Origin of the sequence: Ancylobacter sp. VNQ12, assembly GCF_049445835.1 — a bacterium.
Lineage (GTDB): Bacteria > Pseudomonadota > Alphaproteobacteria > Rhizobiales > Xanthobacteraceae > Ancylobacter.
Genome location: NZ_JBMSDU010000001.1, coordinates 629,449 through 647,043 on the forward strand (window position 1 = coordinate 629,449; position 17,595 = coordinate 647,043).

Here is a 17,595-nt window from a genome sequence, read left to right on the forward strand (position 1 = left end):
ACTCTCACTGGCCGACCTTCGACAGCACGTCGGATTTGAGAAAGCGCTCGACCACCAGCATGAAGCCGATGGAGGGGATCAGAAGCAACAGCGCGGTGATCGAGGCGATCTGGTAATTGCCGCCGGCGCCGGCGGAATAGAGCAGCAGCGGCAGCATGTTCACGTCCGGCGCGCCGACGAAGTAGCTGCCGGTGAACTCGTCCAGCGATTCCAGGAACACGAAGATCGCACTGGCCAGCAGGCCGGGCGCGGCGAGCGGCAGCGTCACGTCGGCGAAGGCGCGCATGGCGCTGGCGCCGATGCAGCGCGCCGCCTGTTCGAGTTCCCGGTCGACCGCGGCGAAGGCGGCGGTGGCGATCCACACGGCATAGACGAGGCCATGCGTGACATGCACCAGCACCACGCCGGCGATCGTGCCGTTGAGGCCGATCTGGTAGAACAGCCGGGCGACGTTCACATAGACCGGCAGGTTGGGGAATGCCTGCGGGATGAGGCAGGCGACGAGGATCACCGCCCGGAACGGCAGCTTCAACCGCGCCAGTGCATAGCCGGCGGGAATGGCCAAAGCGAGCGAGACGAGGACGGTCAGGCTCGCCACCAGCAGGCTGTTGCCGAGCGATTGCATCGCATTGCCGCGCGGGGCGAAGACGCGCCCCCAATAGCTCAGGCCGTAGTCAATGGGCAGCGCATGCGGAAAGTACCAGCGCTCCGCCACGGTCCACAGCAGGAGATTGACCAGCGGGCCGAAGATGATGAAGGCCAGCGCTCCCAGAATGAGCGCACGCGGTATCCACCACAGGTCGAGGCGCAGGGCCGGCAGGAGCGACGAAGACAAGGCGGTGAGGCTCATGCCCGCTCCCTCACGCTATGACGCAGATAGAAGATGGCAGCGCAGGCGCTGATGGCGAGCGAGACCAGGCCGAGCGCATTGGCCACGCCGTAATCGCCATAGGCGTTGATGCGGAAGGCGATGTCGGCGGTGAGCATGGTGGGCGATTGCGCGTTGATCATCAGCGGCACCGAGAGCACCGACATCATGGTGACGAAGGACAGCACCAGCGCCACCATCAGCGTGGTCGCGACCTGCGGCACCAGTATCTCGATGAGGATGCGCAGCCGCGAGGCGCCGAGATTGCGCGCCGCCTCCAGCGTGCCGCGGTCGACCGAGGCCATGGCGCCTGCCACCAGCAGGGCGACGAAGGGCGTCTGCTTCCACACGAAGGCGATGACGATGCCGCGCCAGTCGAGAAGGCTCATGGCCTGCAAGGGGGTGATGAGGCCGGCGCCGATCAGCGCATTGTTCATCAACCCGTTGCGGGCGAGGAAGGTGCGCAGCACCTGCCCGACCACGATGAACGGCACGAACATCGGCCAGCGGTAGAGCCAGCGCAGCAGGGCGACGGCGCGCGGGTTCTCGCCCAGCGTGAGATAGCCGGCGATGGCGACGGCGAAGAGCCCGATGAGCACCGTCGACAGGCTGACGATCAGCACGGTGAAGACGATGTCGGGCGTGTAGAGCTCGAAGGTCTTGGTGAAGTTGGCGAGCCCGAACCCGTCCGCCACCACGAAGGCGCCCGTCACCGAGGCGGCGAGCGGCACCATGAACAGCAGCACGATCACCGCCAGCGCCGGCAGCACGAGCATCAGGCCGAGGAGGGGGGCGGGCATGGCGGGGCTTCTGGAGAGGGGGGGTAAGGCGGTGAGGCTCTGCGTCCTTCGAGGCCCGGCCTCTGGCCGGGCACCTCGGGATGACGAGGTTTCGACTGGGAAGGCCCCCGTCATGCTGAGGAGCGGGGCAGAGCCCCGCGTCTCGAAGCACCTAGGCTATTGCCACGCTCAGTTCGTCGCCTGCCGCTCATAGGCCTCCAGGATCGCGCTGTTATAGGGCGCGATCGGGAAGGGCTTGCCGTTCCGGGCGAGGTCTTCCGGGGTGATGTCGACGAACAGCTTGTCCCAGGTCGCCTTGTCGAGTTCGGGCTGGACGTACTGGGCGTCGATGCCGGGGTACCAGTTGAAGCGCTTGACGATGCCCTCGGCCTGCACCTTCGGGCTGGTGGCGAGCTCGACGAACTTCTCCGCCAGTTCCTTGTTCGGGCTGTTCGCCGGGATCACATAGTGCATGGGCTGGCCGGGCATGCCGGGGGAGGGCAGCACCAGCTTGAACTCCGGCGGCAAGCGCCCGTCGGCCTTCCAGGAGTAGAACATGTCGACCCACACCGGGCCGATGGCGATCTCGCCGCGCGAGAGCAGGTCGAGCGTGCCGGCATTGCCGGGCGTAAGGGTGGCGTTGCGGGTGAAATCGCGCAGGCTGGCGAAGGCGGCGTCCCACTTCTTCGTCTCGGCCTCGTCGAACGGGCCGTTCATCAGCTTGGCCGCGTCGCCGCCGCCAAAGGCATAGACCCAGCCCATGACGAAGCTGACGCCTGACGCGCCGCCCTTGATGCCGTTATAGCCGAACTGCCTGGGATGGGCCTTGGCCCATTCGGCGATCTCGGCATAGCTCCGGGGTGGGTTCGGCACCAGCGCCGGATTATAGGCCAGCGCCGTCTGGCTGTTGAACATCGGCATGACGTAGCCGGTGACCTTGGTGCCGAGCGCCATGTCGGCATTGGTGCGGGTCACCAGCTTGCCGGTGGAAATCTTGTCCCGGTAGGATTCCAGATACTCGCCCTTGATCATCGGGCCGACGAACTTCTCGTGCACCACGGCGACGTCGGTGTCCCAGCTCGTGGAGCCGGCCTGCTTCTGCGCCTCGAAGCGCTCGACGATCTTCTGCGAGCCGGCGTCGCCGGGCCCGGTGCCGACCACGCGCACCGTATTGCCGGGATACTGCTTCTCGAACAGCGGGGCGAGGTACTGGTTGACGTAGTCGACCATGTTCTGGTCGCCGGCGGTGATGACCGTCAGTTCGGCCGCCGAGACGGGAGCGGCAAGGCTGAGGATGAGCGTCGCGGCGGCGAACGATTTGAGGGAGTTCTTCATGTTGCAGCTTTCCGATGGCGGGGTCAGTTTGCAGCCGATACCGGCAAGCGTTCCGGCGAGCCGGCTGGCGTGAATGGCAGGGGCTTGGCGTCGCCGGCTGAGGGGGTGCTGAACAGGAACAGCTTCTCGTCCGGTATGGTGAGGCGCACCGCCGTGCCGGGGCTAAGCGCATGTTCGGCGTCGGCGAAGACGGCCTCGTGACCGAGCCGCACCGAATGGCGCCACGCGCCGCCGAGGTAGCTGACCGCCTCGACATGGCCGGACAGCGTCAGCGCAGCGTCCGTGGAAGGCATGTCGGCGGGGCGAAATTCCACCGCTTCGGCGCGGAAGCGCGCCTCCAGCGATCCGCTGGCGAGCGTGCGCCGGCGCAGTGGCAAGGTGGTCGCCTTGTTATGCGGACCCGCAGCCAGATGGACGGTGCCGCCGGAGACACGTCCTTCCAGCGCCAGCATATTCTCCGCGCCCATGAAGGCGGCGACGAAGGCGGAGGCGGGGCGGTTGTAGACCTCCTCCGGCGCGCCGGCCTGGGCGATGCGGCCGGCCTCCATGATCACCACGCGGTCGGCCATTGCCATCGCCTCCTCGCGGTCATGGGTGACGTGGATGGCGGTGATGCCGAGCCGCTTCTGCAGCGCGCGGATCTCGTGGCGGACCTTCAGGCGGATGCGGGTGTCGAGATTGGACAAGGGCTCGTCGAGCAGCAGGATCTGCGGATCGACCGCCAGCGCCCGCCCGAGCGCGACGCGCTGGCGCTGGCCGCCGGAGAGTGCGGCGGGCTTGCGCGCGCCGAGGCCGGTGAGGCCCATCAGGGCCTCCATTTCCGCGACGCGGCGGTCGATCTCGGCGGAGGGCAGGCCCTTGAGCTTCAGTCCGTAGCCGATGTTCTTCGCCACGCTCATATGCGGCCACAGCGCATAGGACTGGAACACCAGCGCCATGCCGCGCCGGTCCGGCGGCAGCCGCGTCACATCGCGACCGGCCACCGAGACCCGCCCGGCGGAAGGCGCGACGAAGCCGGCGATGGTCCGCAGCAGCGTGGTCTTGCCGCAGCCGGAGGCGCCGAGCAGGGCGACGAACTCGCCCTTGGCGATGGAAAGGTCGAGCCCATGCAGCACGCGCGTCGCGCCATAGCCGACCGAGAGGTCGCCGATGTGCAGAAAGGCGTCGTGGGTCATGCCGGTCCCGTTCGTTCCAATCCCTTGCACAGCTGTGCAACCGAGGTCGCAGGAAGCCGCCGGTGCGGGAATGGAGGTAGCGGGCTTTCATTGCAGGCGAATGACGATTGCCGTTCGGCGCGGTCAGAACAGGGCGAGGGTTGCCGCGGCGAGCGCGAGATAGCGGCCGAGCTTGGCGAGGGTGACCAGCAGCAGGAAGACCGGCAGCGGCTCGCGCAGCAGGCCGGCGACCATGGTGAGCGGATCGCCGATGATCGGCGCCCAGCTCAACAGCAACGACCAGCGTCCATAGCGGCGATACCAGCCCTGCGCCTGTTCCAGCCGTGCCGGTGTCACCGGGAACCAGCGCCGCTCGCGGAAATGTTCGATGAAGCGGCCGAGCCACCAGTTGACCAGCGAACCCAGCACATTGCCGGCGGTCGCGACCGCGATCAGCGTCCAGAAGGGCTGCGCGCCGGCCAGCAGCGCGCCGGCCAGCACCGCTTCCGACTGCATCGGCATGAGGGTCGCGGCAACGAGGGCGGAAAGGAACAGGGCGGCATAGGTGGCGAGGTCGGTCATCCCCGCCTTATACGCGATCCGGCCGGCCCCGATGGCGCGCGGATCGGTGGAGTAGGTATTTTTGCTTGCATAAAAACGATTGCAAAAAAATGCAATTATCGTATCTCTAGCCGTGGCAGGGACGGACCTGCCGCGCCTCAAAGGGGGGGCCCATGACCCGTAACGTTGGAAATATCGACCGCGTCATCCGCGTCATCATCGGTGTCGCGCTGCTGTCGTTGCTCTTCGTGCTGGAAGGCAATCTGCGCTGGATCGGCCTGATCGGGCTGGTGCCGCTGCTGACCGCGCTCGTCGGCAATTGCCCGCTCTATTCCCTCGTCGGCCTGTCGACCTGCCCGCTGCGCACCCGCAGCTCGAAGTGACGATGACCGAGACGCTTTCCAGCGAAGTCGCCGAGATGAAGGCGCGGGTCGATGAGGCCTCCGCCTTCCTCAAGACGCTGTCGAACCCCGACCGGTTGCTCGTGGCCTGCGTGCTGGTGGAGGGCGAGCGCTCGGTGCGCGAACTGGAGGACCTGCTCGGCATCCGCCAGCCCGGCCTCTCGCAGCAGCTCGCCGCCTTGCGCGAAGCCCAGCTGATCATCGGCCGCAAGGAGGGCAAGCAGGTGTTCTACCGGCTCGCCGATCCGCGCGTGGAAGCCTTCATCACCACCATGCACGCGCTGTTCTGCGCGCCGCAGAGCGAGACCTCGCGATGACTGAATTCACTCCCCTTGCCTCGCTCATCGGCGGCATGCTGATCGGCCTCAGCACCGTGCTCATGCTGCTGCTCGAGGGCCGCATCGCCGGCATCAGCGGCATCGCCGCGCGGGCGCTGCCGCCCTGGCGCGAGGGCGTGCCGGCAGGGCGGCTCGCCTTCATCGCCGGGCTGGTGGCGGCGCCCTTCCTCGTCGGTGCCGTGACGGGCGAGCCGGTCATGCAGACCGTCTCGGCGAACGTCCTTCTCATGGTCGCCGCCGGCCTGCTGGTCGGCTTCGGCTCGGTGTGGGGTTCGGGCTGCACCTCGGGCCACGGCGTGTGCGGGCTGGCGCGCCTGTCGCCGCGCTCCATGGTGGCGACAGGCTTGTTCATGGCGACAGGCTTCGCCACCGTGTTCATCGTGCGTCACGTCATCGGAGGCTGAGCCATGTCGATCCTCGTCAATCTCGCGCTCGGCCTGCTGTTCGGCGTCGGCCTCGTCGTTTCCGGCATGAGTAACCCGGCCAAGGTGCTCAACTTCCTCGACCTCGCCGGTACGTTCGATCCCTCGCTCGCCTTCGTCATGGGCGGGGCGGTCATCGTCGCCTTCATCGGCTTCCGACTGACCCTGACGCGGCAGCGGCCGGTGCTGGCGCCGCGCTTCCAGCTGCCGACCCGGCGCGACATCGATGCGCGCCTCATCGTCGGGCCGGCGCTGTTCGGCATCGGCTGGGGGCTGGGCGGCTTCTGTCCCGGCCCCGCCTTCACCGCGCTGGGGCTGGCGGCGCCGGGCACGCTCGCGTTCGTGCCGGCCATGCTGGTGGGCATGTGGGCGGCGCGGTGGTGCGCCGAGCGGCCGGCACATTCCAATTCGGCATGATGCGATAAGATTTCGTCGCTGCCTGCCGTGGCAGCCTCGGGCTTATGTGGGGTGAAACCCACAGCATGAGTGGTCCGATGTCCGCCAGCGCCTTCCTGTCTCCCGATGCCATCCGCACCCTGTTTTCGACCGCCATGTCGGAGATGTACCGGCTGGAGGTTCCGCAATATGGCACGCTGATGGAGCTTGTCGGCGAGGTGAATGCCGAGGCGCGCAAGGCCGATCCGCGGCTCGACCAGCGCCTCGTCGAGGGCGGCGAGGTCGAACGGCTGCATCTGGAGCGCCATGGCGCCATCCGCCTCGGCACGGCGGCCGAGCTTGCCACCATGCGCCGGCTGTTCGCGGTGATGGGCATGGTGCCGGTCGGCTATTACGACCTGTCGGTCGCCGGGGTGCCGGTGCACTCGACCGCATTCCGGCCGGTGGCGCCGGAATCGCTGCGGCGCAATCCGTTCCGCGTGTTCACCTCGCTGCTGCGGCTCGACCTCATCGCCGATCCGGCGCTGCGGCAGGAAGCGGCGGACATCCTCGCCCGCCGCAGCATCTACACGCCGGGCTGCATCGCCCTGATCGAGACCGCCGAGCGCAAGGGCGGCCTGATGGAGGAGGAAGCGCGGCGCTTCGTCGCCGAGGCGCTGGAGACCTTCCGCTGGCACAGCGAGGCGACCGTGCCGTCGCAGGTCTATCAGCGCCTGCGCGCGGCGCACCCGCTCATTGCCGATGTGGTGTGCTTCAAGGGCCCGCACATCAACCATCTCACCCCGCGCACGCTCGACATCGACGCGGTGCAGGCGCGCATGCCGGCGCGCGGCATCGTGCCGAAGGCGGTGATCGAGGGCCCGGCGCCGCGCAAGGTGCCGGTGCTGCTGCGCCAGACCAGTTTCCGTGCGCTGAAGGAGCCGATCGCCTTTCCGAGCGAGAGCGGAGAGGGGCGCGAGGACGGCACCCACACCGCGCGCTTCGGCGAGATCGAGCAGCGCGGCGCGGCGCTGACGCCGAAGGGCCGGGCGCTCTACGACGCATTGCTGGGCGAGGTGCGCGCCGACGTGCAGGTGAAAAGCGATGGCGACAATGCGGCCGACTACATGGCCACGCTCGCCCGCCGCTTCGCCGCGCTGCCCGACGACGAGGACGCGCTGCGCCGCGACGGGCTGGCCTATTTCCGCTACAGCGCGACCGACAGGCAGGGCGTGCCGGCGAGCGAGGATATCGACACGCTCATCGCGCAGGGCTTCCTCGCCGCCGAGCCGATCACCTATGAGGACTTCCTCCCCGTCAGCGCGGCCGGCATCTTCCAGTCCAATCTCGGCGACGAAAGCCAGCAGAACTTCGCGGCACGAGCCAACCGGGCGGCGTTCGAGCGCGACCTCGGCGCGCCGGTGGCCGACGAGAACGCGCTCTATGCGGCGTTCGAGGCGGATTCGAAGGCGGCGGCGCTCGCCGCACTGGCCGGACGCGCGGCGGCCTGACGGGCTCAGGCGGCCCGGCCGGCCATGCGCCCGGCGAGGCTGGTCTGGCCGATGACCCACTGGATGAACGCGGCGACGATCGGCTTGTGCTGGTTGCCCAGCGGGGTGACGAGGTAATAGGCCCCGTTGCCGGCGAAGGGCGCCTCGTCCAGCATGGCCAGCGTGCCCGCGCGCAGCTCCTGCTCGATCAGGAAGGTCGGCACCAGTGCCACGCCCATCCCCGCCACAGCGGCCTGGCTGGTCATGGCGAACTGGTCGAAGATCGGCCCACGATAGGGATGGGGGTGCTCGACATCGAGGGTCGAGAACCATTCCTGCCACAGGCTCGGCCGCGAACTCTGCTGGAGCAGCACCGCGCCTTCGAGGTCGGTGGCCCTGGTGAGCCGGTGCGCCTGGGCATAGTCCGGGCTGGCCACGGCGACGATGGCTTCGTTGCAGAGATAGATGGCCTCGCCATGCGGCCAGGTCGGGGCGCCATAATGGATGGCGACGTCGACCGATTTCTCCGTGAAGTCGAACGGCTTCGGCTCGGTGGTCAGGTTGAGCGTCAGCGAGGGGTTCAGCGCGAGAAAGCCGGGCAAGCGCGGGATCAGCCAGCGCGAGGCGAAGGTCGGCAGCACCGCGACGCTCAGCGTGGTCTCGGCGCCGGCCGAGGCGATGACGGCATGCGTCTCGCTCTCATAGGCCTGCAATATGCGCCGCGCCGAGCCGAGATAGCGCTCGCCGAGCGAGGTCAGCGTCACGCGGCCCTTGGTGCGGTCGAACAGCACGACGCCGAGCGTCTCCTCCAGCTGGCGCACCTGCTTGCTCACCGCGCTCTGGGTCAGCGCCAGCTCCTGCGCCGCCATGGTGAAGCTGCCGTGCCGGCCCGCCGCCTCGAAGGCGGTCAGTTCCTGGAAACTCGGCATCTGCTTGCGTGGCAGCATGGACGGCTATTCCAATTCGGCATGGGGAGACGACGTTACATCCTTTGGCCGGGTGGGCCAAACCTTGTTATCCTGCCAAGGATTCAAACCGATCGGGATCCGTTTCATGACCGCTGCCGCCAGCCTCGCCGTTGAAGTGAAGGGCCTGCTCGCCACGCTCGGCGTCGATCCGTCATTGACCGAGGGCGGCACCCGCGCGGTCCGCACGCCGCTGACCGGCGAGATCGTCGCGCAGGTGCGCGACACCTCCCCGGCCGAGGTGGACGCCGTCATCGGCAAGGCGCAGGCGGCCTTCACGGCCTGGCGCGCCGTGCCGGCGCCGCGCCGCGGCGAGTTCGTGCGCCTGCTCGGCGAGGAGCTGCGCGCCGCCAAGGCCGAGCTGGGCCGGCTCGTCACTATCGAGGCCGGCAAGGTGGTCTCCGAGGGGCTGGGCGAAGTCCAGGAGATGATCGACATCTGCGATTTCGCGGTGGGCCTGTCGCGCCAGCTCTATGGCCTGACCATGGGCTCGGAGCGCGGTGACCATCGCCTGCAGGAGCAGTGGCACCCCGTCGGCGTGGTCGGCGTGATCTCCGCCTTCAACTTCCCCGTCGCGGTGTGGAGCTGGAACGCGGCGCTCGCTTTTGTGTGCGGCGACAGCGTGGTGTGGAAGCCCTCGGAGAAGACCCCGCTCACCGCGCTCGCCGTGCAGGCGCTGGTGGCGCGCGCCGCCGCCAGGTTCGGCGAGGCGCCGGAGGGCCTGTCCAGCGTGCTGATCGGCGGGCGCGAGGTCGGCGAGGCGCTGGTGGCCGATGCGCGGGTGCCCGTGGTCTCCGCGACCGGTTCGACCGCGATGGGCCGTCTCGTCGGCCAGAAGGTCGCCGCCCGCTTCGGCCGCTCCATCCTTGAGCTCGGCGGCAACAACGCTTCCATCGTCACCGCCTCGGCGGATCTCGATCTTGCCCTGCGCGCCATCGCCTTCGGCGCCATGGGCACCGCCGGCCAGCGCTGCACCACGCTGCGCCGCCTGATCGTGCAGGAGAGCGTCTATGGCGCGCTGGTCGAGCGGCTGAGCCGCGTCTATGCCTCGATCTCCATCGGCAATCCGCTGGAGGGCGACGCGCTGGTCGGCCCGCTGATCGACGGCACGGCCTTTGCCGGCATGCAGAACGCGCTGGCCGAAGCGAAGGCGCTGGGCGGCAAGGTGCATGGCGGCGAGCGCTACACCAAGGGCGTGGCGCCCGACGCCTTTTATGTCCGTCCCGCTTTAGTGGAGATGCCCGAGCAGGTCGGCCCGGTGATCGCGGAAACCTTCGCCCCAATCCTCTACGTGCTGAAGTACAGGACGCTGGACGAGGCGATCGCGCTGCAGAACGGCGTGCCGCAGGGCCTGTCGTCGTCGATCTTCACCACTGATCTGCGCGAGGCCGAGCGCTTCCTCTCCGCCGTGGGCTCGGATTGCGGCATCGCCAACGTCAATATGGGTCCCTCGGGCGCGGAGATCGGTGGCGCCTTCGGCGGCGAGAAGGAGACCGGCGGCGGGCGCGAAAGCGGCTCGGATGCCTGGAAGGCCTATATGCGCCGGCAGACCAACGCCATCAATTACGGCAACACCCTGCCGCTGGCGCAGGGCGTGACCTTCGATGTCGGTGGCACTGAAGACAAGGGCTCCGCCACGGCATGAACGCGCCGCTCGCCCCTCATGGCTCGGCCTTCCGTCCCGCCGCGCGGCTGGGATCGATCGGGGTTTCCGAGATCCTGAAGATCACCGCCGAGGCGGGCGCCCGCAAGCGCGCCGGGCGGCCGATGATCATCCTTGGGGCGGGCGAGCCGGACTTCGACACGCCGGACAACATCAAGGAGGCGGCGGCGCGGGCGATGCGCGCCGGCGCCACCAAATACACCGTGCTCGACGGCTCGCCGGAGCTGAAGGCGGCGGTGGTGGAGAAGTTCCGCCGCGACAACGGCCTCGACTTCACCGCAGCCGAGATCACCTGCGGCGCCGGTGCCAAGCAGGTGCTCTACAACGCCTTCATGGCGACGCTCGATCCCGGCGACGAGGTGGTCATCCCCGCGCCGTTCTGGACCAGCTATGCCGACATCGTCGCGATTTGCGGCGGCGTGCCTGTGGTGGTGCCCTGCACGGCGCAGGACGGCTTCCGTCTGCGCGGCGACGCGCTGGAAGCGGCGATCACCCCCCGCACGCGCTGGCTGCTGCTCAATTCGCCCTCCAATCCCTCGGGCGCCGCCTACAGCGCGGGCGACCTGCGCGAGCTGGCGGACGTGTTGCTGCGCCATCCCCAGGTCTGGGCGATGTCGGACGATATGTACGAGCACATCATCTATGACGGCTTCGCCTTCGCCACGCTGGCGGCGGTCGAGCCCGCCCTGAAGGAGCGTACGCTGACCGTCAACGGCGTGTCCAAGGCCTATGCCATGACCGGCTGGCGCATCGGCTATGGCGGCGGGCCGCGCCCACTGATCGCGGCGATGGCGGTGGTGCAGAGCCAGTCGACCTCGTGCCCGTCCTCGGTGAGCCAGGCGGCGGCGGTCGAGGCGCTGACCGGCCCGCAGGGCATCGTTGCCGAGCGGACGGCGGCGTTCCAGGCGCGTCGCGATCTGGTGGTGGACGGGCTGAACGCCATTCCCGGCCTCAGCTGCCGCCGGCCGGAAGGGGCGTTCTATACCTTCGCGGAGTGCTCCGGCCTGCTGGGGCGGCTGGCGCCTTCCGGCGAGCGGATCGCCACCGATGTGGATTTCTGCCGCTACCTCATGGACGCGGTCGACGTCGCGGTGGTGCCCGGCACCTTCTTCGGGCTGGCGCCGTTCTTCCGCATCTCCTACGCCACCGGCGAGGCGGAGCTGCGGGAAGCGCTCGCGCGCATCGCCGGCGCCTGCGCGCAGCTTAAGGCGTAGAACTCAGCCGCTCCACGCGGAGTCGGCGCGGAAGCCATTGGCGAGGAAGTCGACCAGCGTGCGCACCTTGAGTGCGAGGTGCCGGGCCGGCGGGTAGAGCGCATAGATGCCGAGCGGCGCGTCGTCGCTGTCGCGCATGATGCGCCGCACCCGACCCTCGCGCAGGCTGGCGGCGGCGATGAAGCTCGGCACGCGGGCGATGCCGAAGCCGGCTTCGGCCGCGGCAAGGCACGCCTCGCCATTGGAAAAGCGCAGCCGGCCGGCCACCGTGACCGTGACGTCGCCCTTGGGCCGCAGGGTGCGGAAGCGCCAGTTGAGCGGGTCGCGGAAATTGTCGTCGACGATGCACTCATGCGCCGCCAGTTGCTCCGGCTGCGTCGGCTCGCCATGGGCATCGAGATAGGCCGGGGCGGCGATGACATCGATGCGCGCGTCGCACAGCTTGCGGGCGATGAGGCTGCTGTCGGACGGCTTGCCGACCCGCACCGCCATGTCGAACCCCTCGTCGACGAGGTTCATGACGCGGTCGGAGAGGTTCACGTCGAGCTGGATGTCGGGAAAGGCGTCGGCGAAGGCCAGCAGCAGCGGCATGAGCTGGATCTTGCCGAAGGACAAAGGCGCGGTCAGCCGCAGCCGGCCGGCGGGAGCGCCCGAGGCGTTGCGGACCGAGGCGTCGAGCGTGTCGAATTCCTCGATCAACAGCCGGACCCGCTCGTAATAGGCCTGCCCGACTTCGGTCGGCGACAGGGCACGCGTGGTGCGCTTGATGAGCTGCACGCCGAGATCGGCCTCCAGCCTGGAGACCAGCTTGGACGCCTGTCCGGGGCTCACGCCGAGGCGCCGGGCGGCACCGGCGAAGCTGCCTGAATCGAGCACCGCAATGAGCATGCGGTCACAGTCGAGCCGATCCATGGCAACCTTTCGCAACGAACCGCGGCGGCGCGGGCGCGGTATTGCTCCGTCGCCCGGCCGCGTCCGTCAAGGCGCCGTCCTGCGTCGCTCAGCGCTTCGCGCAGCTCGGCTTGGCCGCGAACGGGCCGTCGCCGAGCAGGGCGAGCGCCAGCAGCGCGACGATCCACAGCGCCAGGAATTCCCAGCCGCCGTTCGGGTTGGTGAAGAAGAAGCCGGCCGGGCCGTGCACGGTGAAGATGGCGCCGAGCAGGATCGGGATCAGCGCCAGCGCGGCGATGCGCGGCCAGAAGCCGAGGATGAGCGCCAGCGCGCCGATGACTTCCCAGGCAATGGTGATGTAGGCCAGCGCGCCCGGCAGGCCGAGCGAGCCGAAGAAGGCGGCGGTGCCGGCCGGCGTGAAGACGAAGATCTTCAGCCCGGCATGGGCGAGAAACAGGACGCCGAGGGCGAGACGGAGAATGAGGGCGGCGTAAGGCGCGGTGCGCGTGTCGATCACGATGAACTCCGACGTCGGGATAAGGGGGATGGAGCATCATCGCTTGTGCCGATTATCATGATAATCGGCGGATCATCGCAGACACTGATTCCATTTTGGAAATAACACCGGCTCGAATCCGAGTGACTGCCGGTCGAGTGCCGCCGTTCGATACAGCCAAACTTGTACGGTTCGCGCAGGCGCGGAAGCGAAGTAATTTTGCGGTTTCAGGTCGATTGAACGGCAAAGGCGGGCCATAGATCAGGGCGATGATATTTATGTCGATTATCTATTTGTCCTATGGCCCGCCGCCCGGCACCTTGTCCGCTGCAACGCCTGGCCGCGCCGGCTGAACGACGAAACGAGACCGCGATGTCCGCTCCCCCGCCCCCGTCCAACCTGTTCTATCAGACGCGCCTGCGCCGCCCGCTGCTGGCGCGGGGCGAGGGGGTCTATCTCTGGGACAGCCAGGGCAAGCGCTATCTCGACGGCTCCAGCGGCGCCATGGTGTCCAATATCGGCCATTCCAACCCGGCCGTGCTGGGCGCGATGCGGCGGCAGATGGAGCTCTCCACCTTCGGCTACCGGCTGCATTTCGAGAACGAGCCAGCCGAGCGCCTCGCCGCCGAGATCGCCGGGCGCATGCCCGAGGGGCTGGACCGGGTGTTCTTCGTCTCCGGCGGCTCCGAGGCGGTGGAGAGCTGCCTCAAGCTCGCCCGGCAATATGCGCTGGCGCAGGGCGAGGGGCAGCGCTGGAAGGTCATTTCGCGCTTTCCCTCCTATCACGGCTCGACGCTGGGGGCGCTCGCCGTCACCGGCATGTCGCTGATGAGCGCGCCCTTCGCGCCGATGCTGCGGGAAATGCCGAAAATCCCGGCGCCGACCTGCTATCTCGACCGCGACGGCCTCGATCCGGAGCAGCGCGGGCTGCGCTATGCCCGCATGCTGCGGGAGGAAATCCTGGCGCAGGGGCCCGAGACCGTGCTCGCCTTCATCATGGAGCCGGTCGGCGGCGCCTCCACCGGCGCGCTGGTGGCGCCCGACAGCTATTACGGCGAGATTCGCGCCATCTGCGACGAATTCGGCATCCTGCTGATCTGCGACGAGGTGATGAGCGGGGCGGGGCGCACCGGGCGCTATCTCGCCAGCGAACACTGGAGCCTCAAGCCCGACATCGTCGCGCTCTCCAAGGGCTTCGGTGCCGGCTACATGCCGCTCGGCGCCATGGTGGCGGACCGCCGCATCGCGGAAGCCGTGATCGATGCCGGCGGCTTCATCCATGGCCACACCTATGCTGGCAATCCGCTCGCCTGCGCGGCCGGCCTCGCCGTGCATGGCGAGATCGACCGGCTCGGCCTCATTGCCGCCGCCGAGCGGCAGGGCGATGCGCTGAAAGCCCGGCTGGAGGCGCTGATGCAGCGGTTTCCCTTCATCGGCGATGTGCGCGGCAAGGGCCTGCTGCTGGCGTTCGAGTTGGTGGCGGACCGGCACACCATGGAGCCGCTCCCCGTCGGCCTGAACGCGCATCTGCGCCTCGTCGACATCGCCTATGAAGCGGGGCTGATCATCTATTCGCGCCGCACGCGCGGCGGGCGTATCGGCGACCACTTCCTCGTCTGTCCCCCGCTCATCGTCAGCGACGACCAGATCGACGAGATCATGCAGAAGCTGACCGCGTCGCTGGAGACCTTCGCCACCGAGGCGAAGCTGCCCTTCGGAGCCCGCGCATGAGCCCCGCCAAGGACCGCCCGGTCATCATCACCTGCGCGGTGACGGGATCGATCCACACCCCGACCATGAGCCCCCATCTCCCGATCACGCCGGAGGAGATCGCCGAGCAGGCGATCGCGGCGGCGCAGGCGGGCGCGGCGATCCTGCATCTGCACGCCCGCGACCCCGAGACCGGCTTCCCCTCGGCCGATCCCGCGCTGTTCCAGGAGATCGTGCGCCGCATCCGCGAACGCTCCGACGCGGTGCTGAACATCTCCACCGGCGGCTCCTCGCGCATGAGCCTCGACGAGCGCCTCGCCGCGCCGCGCCTCATCAAGCCGGAAATGTGTTCGCTGAACATGGGCTCGATGAATTTCGGCCTGTTCCCGATGGCCGAGCGCCATGACGGCTGGAAGCACGCCTGGGAGCCCGAATTCTTGGAGGCGACGCGCTCGGTCATCTTCAAGAACAGTTTCGAGGACATCGAGACCATCCTCGACGATCTCGGCACCGGGAATGGCGCCCGCTTCGAGCTGGAATGCTACGATGTCGGTCACCTCCAGACGGTCGCGTTCTATCGGCGCAAGGGCCTGCTCAAGGCGCCGCTCTTCGTGCAGTTCGTGCTCGGCGTGCTTGGCGGCATCGATGCCGCGCCCGAGCAGTTGCTGCATCTGAAGGCGACCGCCGACCGCCTGCTCGGCTCGGACTACCAGTTCTCGGTACTTGCCGCCGGCCGCCAGCAGATCCCGCTCGGCACCATGGGGGTGATCCTCGGCGGCAATGTGCGCGTCGGGCTGGAGGACAACCTCACCATCGCCCGCGGCCGGCTGGCCAGCAGCAATGCCGAGCAGGTAGAGAAGATGCGGCGGATCATCGAGGAACTCGGCCACCGGGTCGCGACCCCCGACGAGGCGCGGGCGCTACTGGCGCTCAAGGGCTCTTCGCGCGTCGACGCATAGATCGAGGGCAGGCGATGAAGGTCATCTATGACGAGGCGCAGAAGAAGCACTATCCCGGCTTCTTCCTGACCAGCGGCGCGCGGGCACCCAATCCGGAGCGGCCGGAGCGGGCGGACATCCTGTTCGCCGCCGCGCTCCGGGCCGGCCTGACCCATGAGGTGCCGGCGGATTTCGGCATTGCGCCGGCGGCCGCGATCCACACGCCGGAATATCTTGAGTTCCTGGCCAATATCTACGCGCGCTGGCGGCACATCGCGCTGGCCTCCGAAGAAGTGATCCCCAACATCCACCCGGACCGGCGCGACGGCGCCTATCCGCTCTCCGCCGTCGGACAGGCCGGCTACCACATGGCCGACACCTCGTGCCCGATCGGTCCCGACACCTTCGCCAGCGCGCTGCGCAGCTCTCATGCGGCGACGCAGGCGGCGCGGCTAGTCAGTCGGGGTGAGGCAGCGGCCTATGCGCTGTGCCGTCCACCCGGCCACCATGCGTTCAGGGATCTCGCCGGCGGCTTCTGCTATCTCAACAATTCCGCCATCGCCGCGCAGGTGCTGCGCGAGAGAACGCCGCGCGTCGCCATTCTCGATGTCGACCTGCACCACGGCAACGGCACGCAGGGCGTGTTCTATGAGCGGGCGGATGTGCTCACCGTCTCCATCCATGCCGATCCGGTACGGTTCTATCCATTCTTCTGGGGCCATGCGGATGAGCGCGGCGAGGGGGCCGGGCGCGGCTACAACCTCAACCTGCCGCTGGAGCGCAAGACCGGCGACGAGGGCTTCCTCGCGGCGCTGGACCGCGCGCTTTCCCGCATCCAGGCCTTCGCGCCGGGCGCGCTGGTCGTCGCGCTCGGGCTCGATGCCTATGAGGGCGATCCCTTCGGCGGCCTCAGCGTCTCCACGCCCGGTTTCGCCCGCATCGGCGGGCTGATCGGCCAGCTTGGCCTGCCGAGCGTCATCGTGCAGGAAGGCGGCTATATCTGCGACGCGCTCGGCGACAATCTGGTCGCCTTCATGGATGGCCTCCGCGCCTCCCATGCCGTGGCGAGGGGAGTGAAGTCATGACGATCCGCACCTATCAGGGCCTGGTCTATCCCGCGCAGTGCGACGCGATGGGGCACATGAACGTGCAGCATTATGTCGGCGCGTTCGATCAGGCGCATTGGCACCTCATGGCGGCCTGCGGCTATGATTCGGACTGGGTGACCACCCGGCGCGAGGGCTGGGCGGATGTGCGCTACGAGATCGACTACAAGCGCGAGACGCGCGCCGGCGAACTCTTCGTCATCGACAGCGCGGTGCGCCGCGTCGGCACCAAGTCGCTCACCACCTGGCACCGCCTGTCGTCGCTCGATGGCACGGTGCGCGCCGAGCTGCTCGCCATAACCGCCTATTTCGACCTGGAATTGCGCCGGGCGCGCGAGCTGCCCGACATCGTCCGTGCGGGCGCGCTGGCGCTGGTCGAAGAGCCGTGACGGACGCGGTTGCGATCCGGCCGGTCGAGCGCGCCGACCTTCCCGCCGTGGCGGACATGCTCGCCCGCCTTGCCGACCATGTCCGGCCCGGCTTCAAGCCGCTGGCCGATGTGGAAAGCCTCGACCGCTACGGCCCCACGGGCCTGCACCTGTTCGAGGCGCTGGTGGCGGTGCGCGAGGGCCGGCAGGTCGGCCTGTGCCTCTACACCTATGCCTTCTCCGGCTGGCGCGGGCGGCCCGGCATCTACGTTCAGGATCTCTATGTCGCGCCTTCCGAGCGCGGCAGCGGGCTCGGGCGGGCGCTGCTCGCCGCCGCCATCGGGCGGGAGGCGCCGAACGGGTGCAGCTTCATCCGGCTCGGCGTCGACAAGGCGAATGCCGGCGCCATCGGCTTCTACGCCCGCCTCGGCTTCGAGATCGACGAAGACGACCATGAGATGGTCATCGAGGAGGAACGGTGGGGAGGGCTGCTGGGGCCGCCGTAAGATGCAGAAACTCCC

The 17,595-nt window shown here is 68.5% G+C and carries 20 protein-coding genes; 12 read left to right on the forward strand and 8 right to left on the reverse strand.

Annotated elements, in window-relative coordinates:
• Positions 1-4 precede the first annotated feature (4 nt).
• The 5 genes from ACO2RV_RS02925 to ACO2RV_RS02945 form a co-directional block, all read right to left on the reverse strand.
• Positions 5-850 (reverse strand): ABC transporter permease, encoded by an 846-nt coding sequence (locus tag ACO2RV_RS02925; RefSeq protein ID WP_423289613.1) that lies wholly within the window; start codon positions 848-850, stop codon positions 5-7.
• Entirely contained in the window at positions 847-1,668 is an 822-nt protein-coding gene (locus ACO2RV_RS02930; protein WP_423289615.1) for an ABC transporter permease, read from the reverse strand. Before ACO2RV_RS02930 ends, ACO2RV_RS02925 begins: the two co-directional genes overlap by 4 nt.
• 168 nt (positions 1,669-1,836) lie before the next feature.
• On the reverse strand, positions 1,837-2,982 hold the full coding sequence (locus ACO2RV_RS02935; RefSeq protein WP_423289617.1) for an extracellular solute-binding protein: 1,146 nt from the start codon (positions 2,980-2,982) through the stop codon (positions 1,837-1,839).
• Between the two features lie 23 nt (positions 2,983-3,005).
• On the reverse strand, positions 3,006-4,157 hold the full coding sequence (locus ACO2RV_RS02940) for an ABC transporter ATP-binding protein (RefSeq protein ID WP_423289619.1): 1,152 nt from the start codon (positions 4,155-4,157) through the stop codon (positions 3,006-3,008).
• A 123-nt stretch (positions 4,158-4,280) separates the two neighbouring features.
• The gene (locus ACO2RV_RS02945; protein WP_423289621.1) at positions 4,281-4,718 is read right to left on the reverse strand and encodes a YqaA family protein; all 438 of its coding nucleotides are present in this window, start codon (positions 4,716-4,718) and stop codon (positions 4,281-4,283) included.
• Positions 4,719-4,870: 152 nt separating this feature from the next.
• Here ACO2RV_RS02945 and ACO2RV_RS02950 point away from each other — a divergent pair, with 152 nt between their 5' ends.
• The 5 genes from ACO2RV_RS02950 to hglS all read left to right on the forward strand — a co-directional run bounded on the left by ACO2RV_RS02950 (position 4,871) and on the right by hglS (position 7,744).
• Positions 4,871-5,080 carry a YgaP family membrane protein gene (locus ACO2RV_RS02950; protein WP_423289623.1) on the forward strand — a complete coding sequence of 70 codons (210 nt, stop codon included), beginning with the start codon at positions 4,871-4,873 and terminating at the stop codon, positions 5,078-5,080.
• A 2-nt stretch (positions 5,081-5,082) separates the two neighbouring features.
• A complete protein-coding gene (locus ACO2RV_RS02955; protein WP_423289625.1) occupies positions 5,083-5,415 on the forward strand; it encodes an ArsR/SmtB family transcription factor in 333 nt (110 codons plus the stop codon).
• Positions 5,412-5,840: a YeeE/YedE family protein gene (locus tag ACO2RV_RS02960; protein WP_423289627.1), complete on the forward strand. Its 429-nt coding sequence runs from the start codon at positions 5,412-5,414 to the stop codon at positions 5,838-5,840. The genes ACO2RV_RS02955 and ACO2RV_RS02960 overlap by 4 nt, the downstream gene beginning before the upstream one ends.
• A 3-nt stretch (positions 5,841-5,843) precedes the next feature.
• Complete coding sequence (locus ACO2RV_RS02965; RefSeq protein WP_423289629.1) at positions 5,844-6,275, forward strand: DUF6691 family protein; 432 nt, start codon at positions 5,844-5,846, stop codon at positions 6,273-6,275.
• Positions 6,276-6,352: 77 nt separating this feature from the next.
• Entirely contained in the window at positions 6,353-7,744 is a 1,392-nt protein-coding gene (hglS, locus tag ACO2RV_RS02970) for a 2-oxoadipate dioxygenase/decarboxylase HglS (protein ID WP_423289631.1), read from the forward strand.
• 5 nt (positions 7,745-7,749) lie between these two features.
• Here hglS and ACO2RV_RS02975 read toward each other — a convergent pair whose 3' ends face one another.
• Positions 7,750-8,670 carry a LysR family transcriptional regulator gene (locus ACO2RV_RS02975; protein ID WP_423289633.1) on the reverse strand — a complete coding sequence of 307 codons (921 nt, stop codon included), beginning with the start codon at positions 8,668-8,670 and terminating at the stop codon, positions 7,750-7,752.
• A 106-nt stretch (positions 8,671-8,776) separates the two neighbouring features.
• Between ACO2RV_RS02975 and ACO2RV_RS02980 the strand changes: the two genes are divergently transcribed.
• Together ACO2RV_RS02980 and ACO2RV_RS02985 are read left to right on the forward strand one after the other, a co-directional pair.
• The gene (locus tag ACO2RV_RS02980) at positions 8,777-10,333 is read left to right on the forward strand and encodes an aldehyde dehydrogenase family protein (RefSeq protein ID WP_423289635.1); all 1,557 of its coding nucleotides are present in this window, start codon (positions 8,777-8,779) and stop codon (positions 10,331-10,333) included.
• On the forward strand, positions 10,330-11,565 hold the full coding sequence (locus tag ACO2RV_RS02985; protein WP_423289637.1) for a pyridoxal phosphate-dependent aminotransferase: 1,236 nt from the start codon (positions 10,330-10,332) through the stop codon (positions 11,563-11,565). Before ACO2RV_RS02980 ends, ACO2RV_RS02985 begins: the two co-directional genes overlap by 4 nt.
• A 3-nt stretch (positions 11,566-11,568) precedes the next feature.
• Here the strand turns inward: ACO2RV_RS02985 and ACO2RV_RS02990 are convergent, their stop codons facing one another.
• Positions 11,569-12,477: a LysR family transcriptional regulator gene (locus ACO2RV_RS02990; RefSeq protein WP_423289639.1), complete on the reverse strand. Its 909-nt coding sequence runs from the start codon at positions 12,475-12,477 to the stop codon at positions 11,569-11,571.
• Positions 12,478-12,565: 88 nt separating this feature from the next.
• Positions 12,566-12,973 (reverse strand): DoxX family protein, encoded by a 408-nt coding sequence (locus ACO2RV_RS02995; RefSeq protein WP_423289641.1) that lies wholly within the window; start codon positions 12,971-12,973, stop codon positions 12,566-12,568.
• 351 nt (positions 12,974-13,324) lie between these two features.
• Here ACO2RV_RS02995 and ACO2RV_RS03000 point away from each other — a divergent pair, with 351 nt between their 5' ends.
• Genes ACO2RV_RS03000 through ACO2RV_RS03020 form a run of 5 tightly spaced genes read left to right on the forward strand, consistent with a single transcriptional unit; the run spans position 13,325 to position 17,580 of the window.
• Positions 13,325-14,683: an aspartate aminotransferase family protein gene (locus ACO2RV_RS03000; RefSeq protein ID WP_423289643.1), complete on the forward strand. Its 1,359-nt coding sequence runs from the start codon at positions 13,325-13,327 to the stop codon at positions 14,681-14,683.
• On the forward strand, positions 14,680-15,621 hold the full coding sequence (locus ACO2RV_RS03005; protein WP_423289645.1) for a 3-keto-5-aminohexanoate cleavage protein: 942 nt from the start codon (positions 14,680-14,682) through the stop codon (positions 15,619-15,621). The genes ACO2RV_RS03000 and ACO2RV_RS03005 overlap by 4 nt, the downstream gene beginning before the upstream one ends.
• Before the next feature lie 14 nt (positions 15,622-15,635).
• Positions 15,636-16,685, forward strand: a complete 1,050-nt coding sequence (locus tag ACO2RV_RS03010; RefSeq protein ID WP_423289647.1) for a histone deacetylase family protein — start codon at positions 15,636-15,638, stop codon at positions 16,683-16,685.
• Entirely contained in the window at positions 16,682-17,095 is a 414-nt protein-coding gene (locus ACO2RV_RS03015) for an acyl-CoA thioesterase (protein ID WP_423289649.1), read from the forward strand. Before ACO2RV_RS03010 ends, ACO2RV_RS03015 begins: the two co-directional genes overlap by 4 nt.
• Positions 17,092-17,580: a GNAT family N-acetyltransferase gene (locus tag ACO2RV_RS03020; RefSeq protein WP_423289651.1), complete on the forward strand. Its 489-nt coding sequence runs from the start codon at positions 17,092-17,094 to the stop codon at positions 17,578-17,580. Before ACO2RV_RS03015 ends, ACO2RV_RS03020 begins: the two co-directional genes overlap by 4 nt.
• The last annotated feature ends 15 nt before the right edge of the window (positions 17,581-17,595 follow it).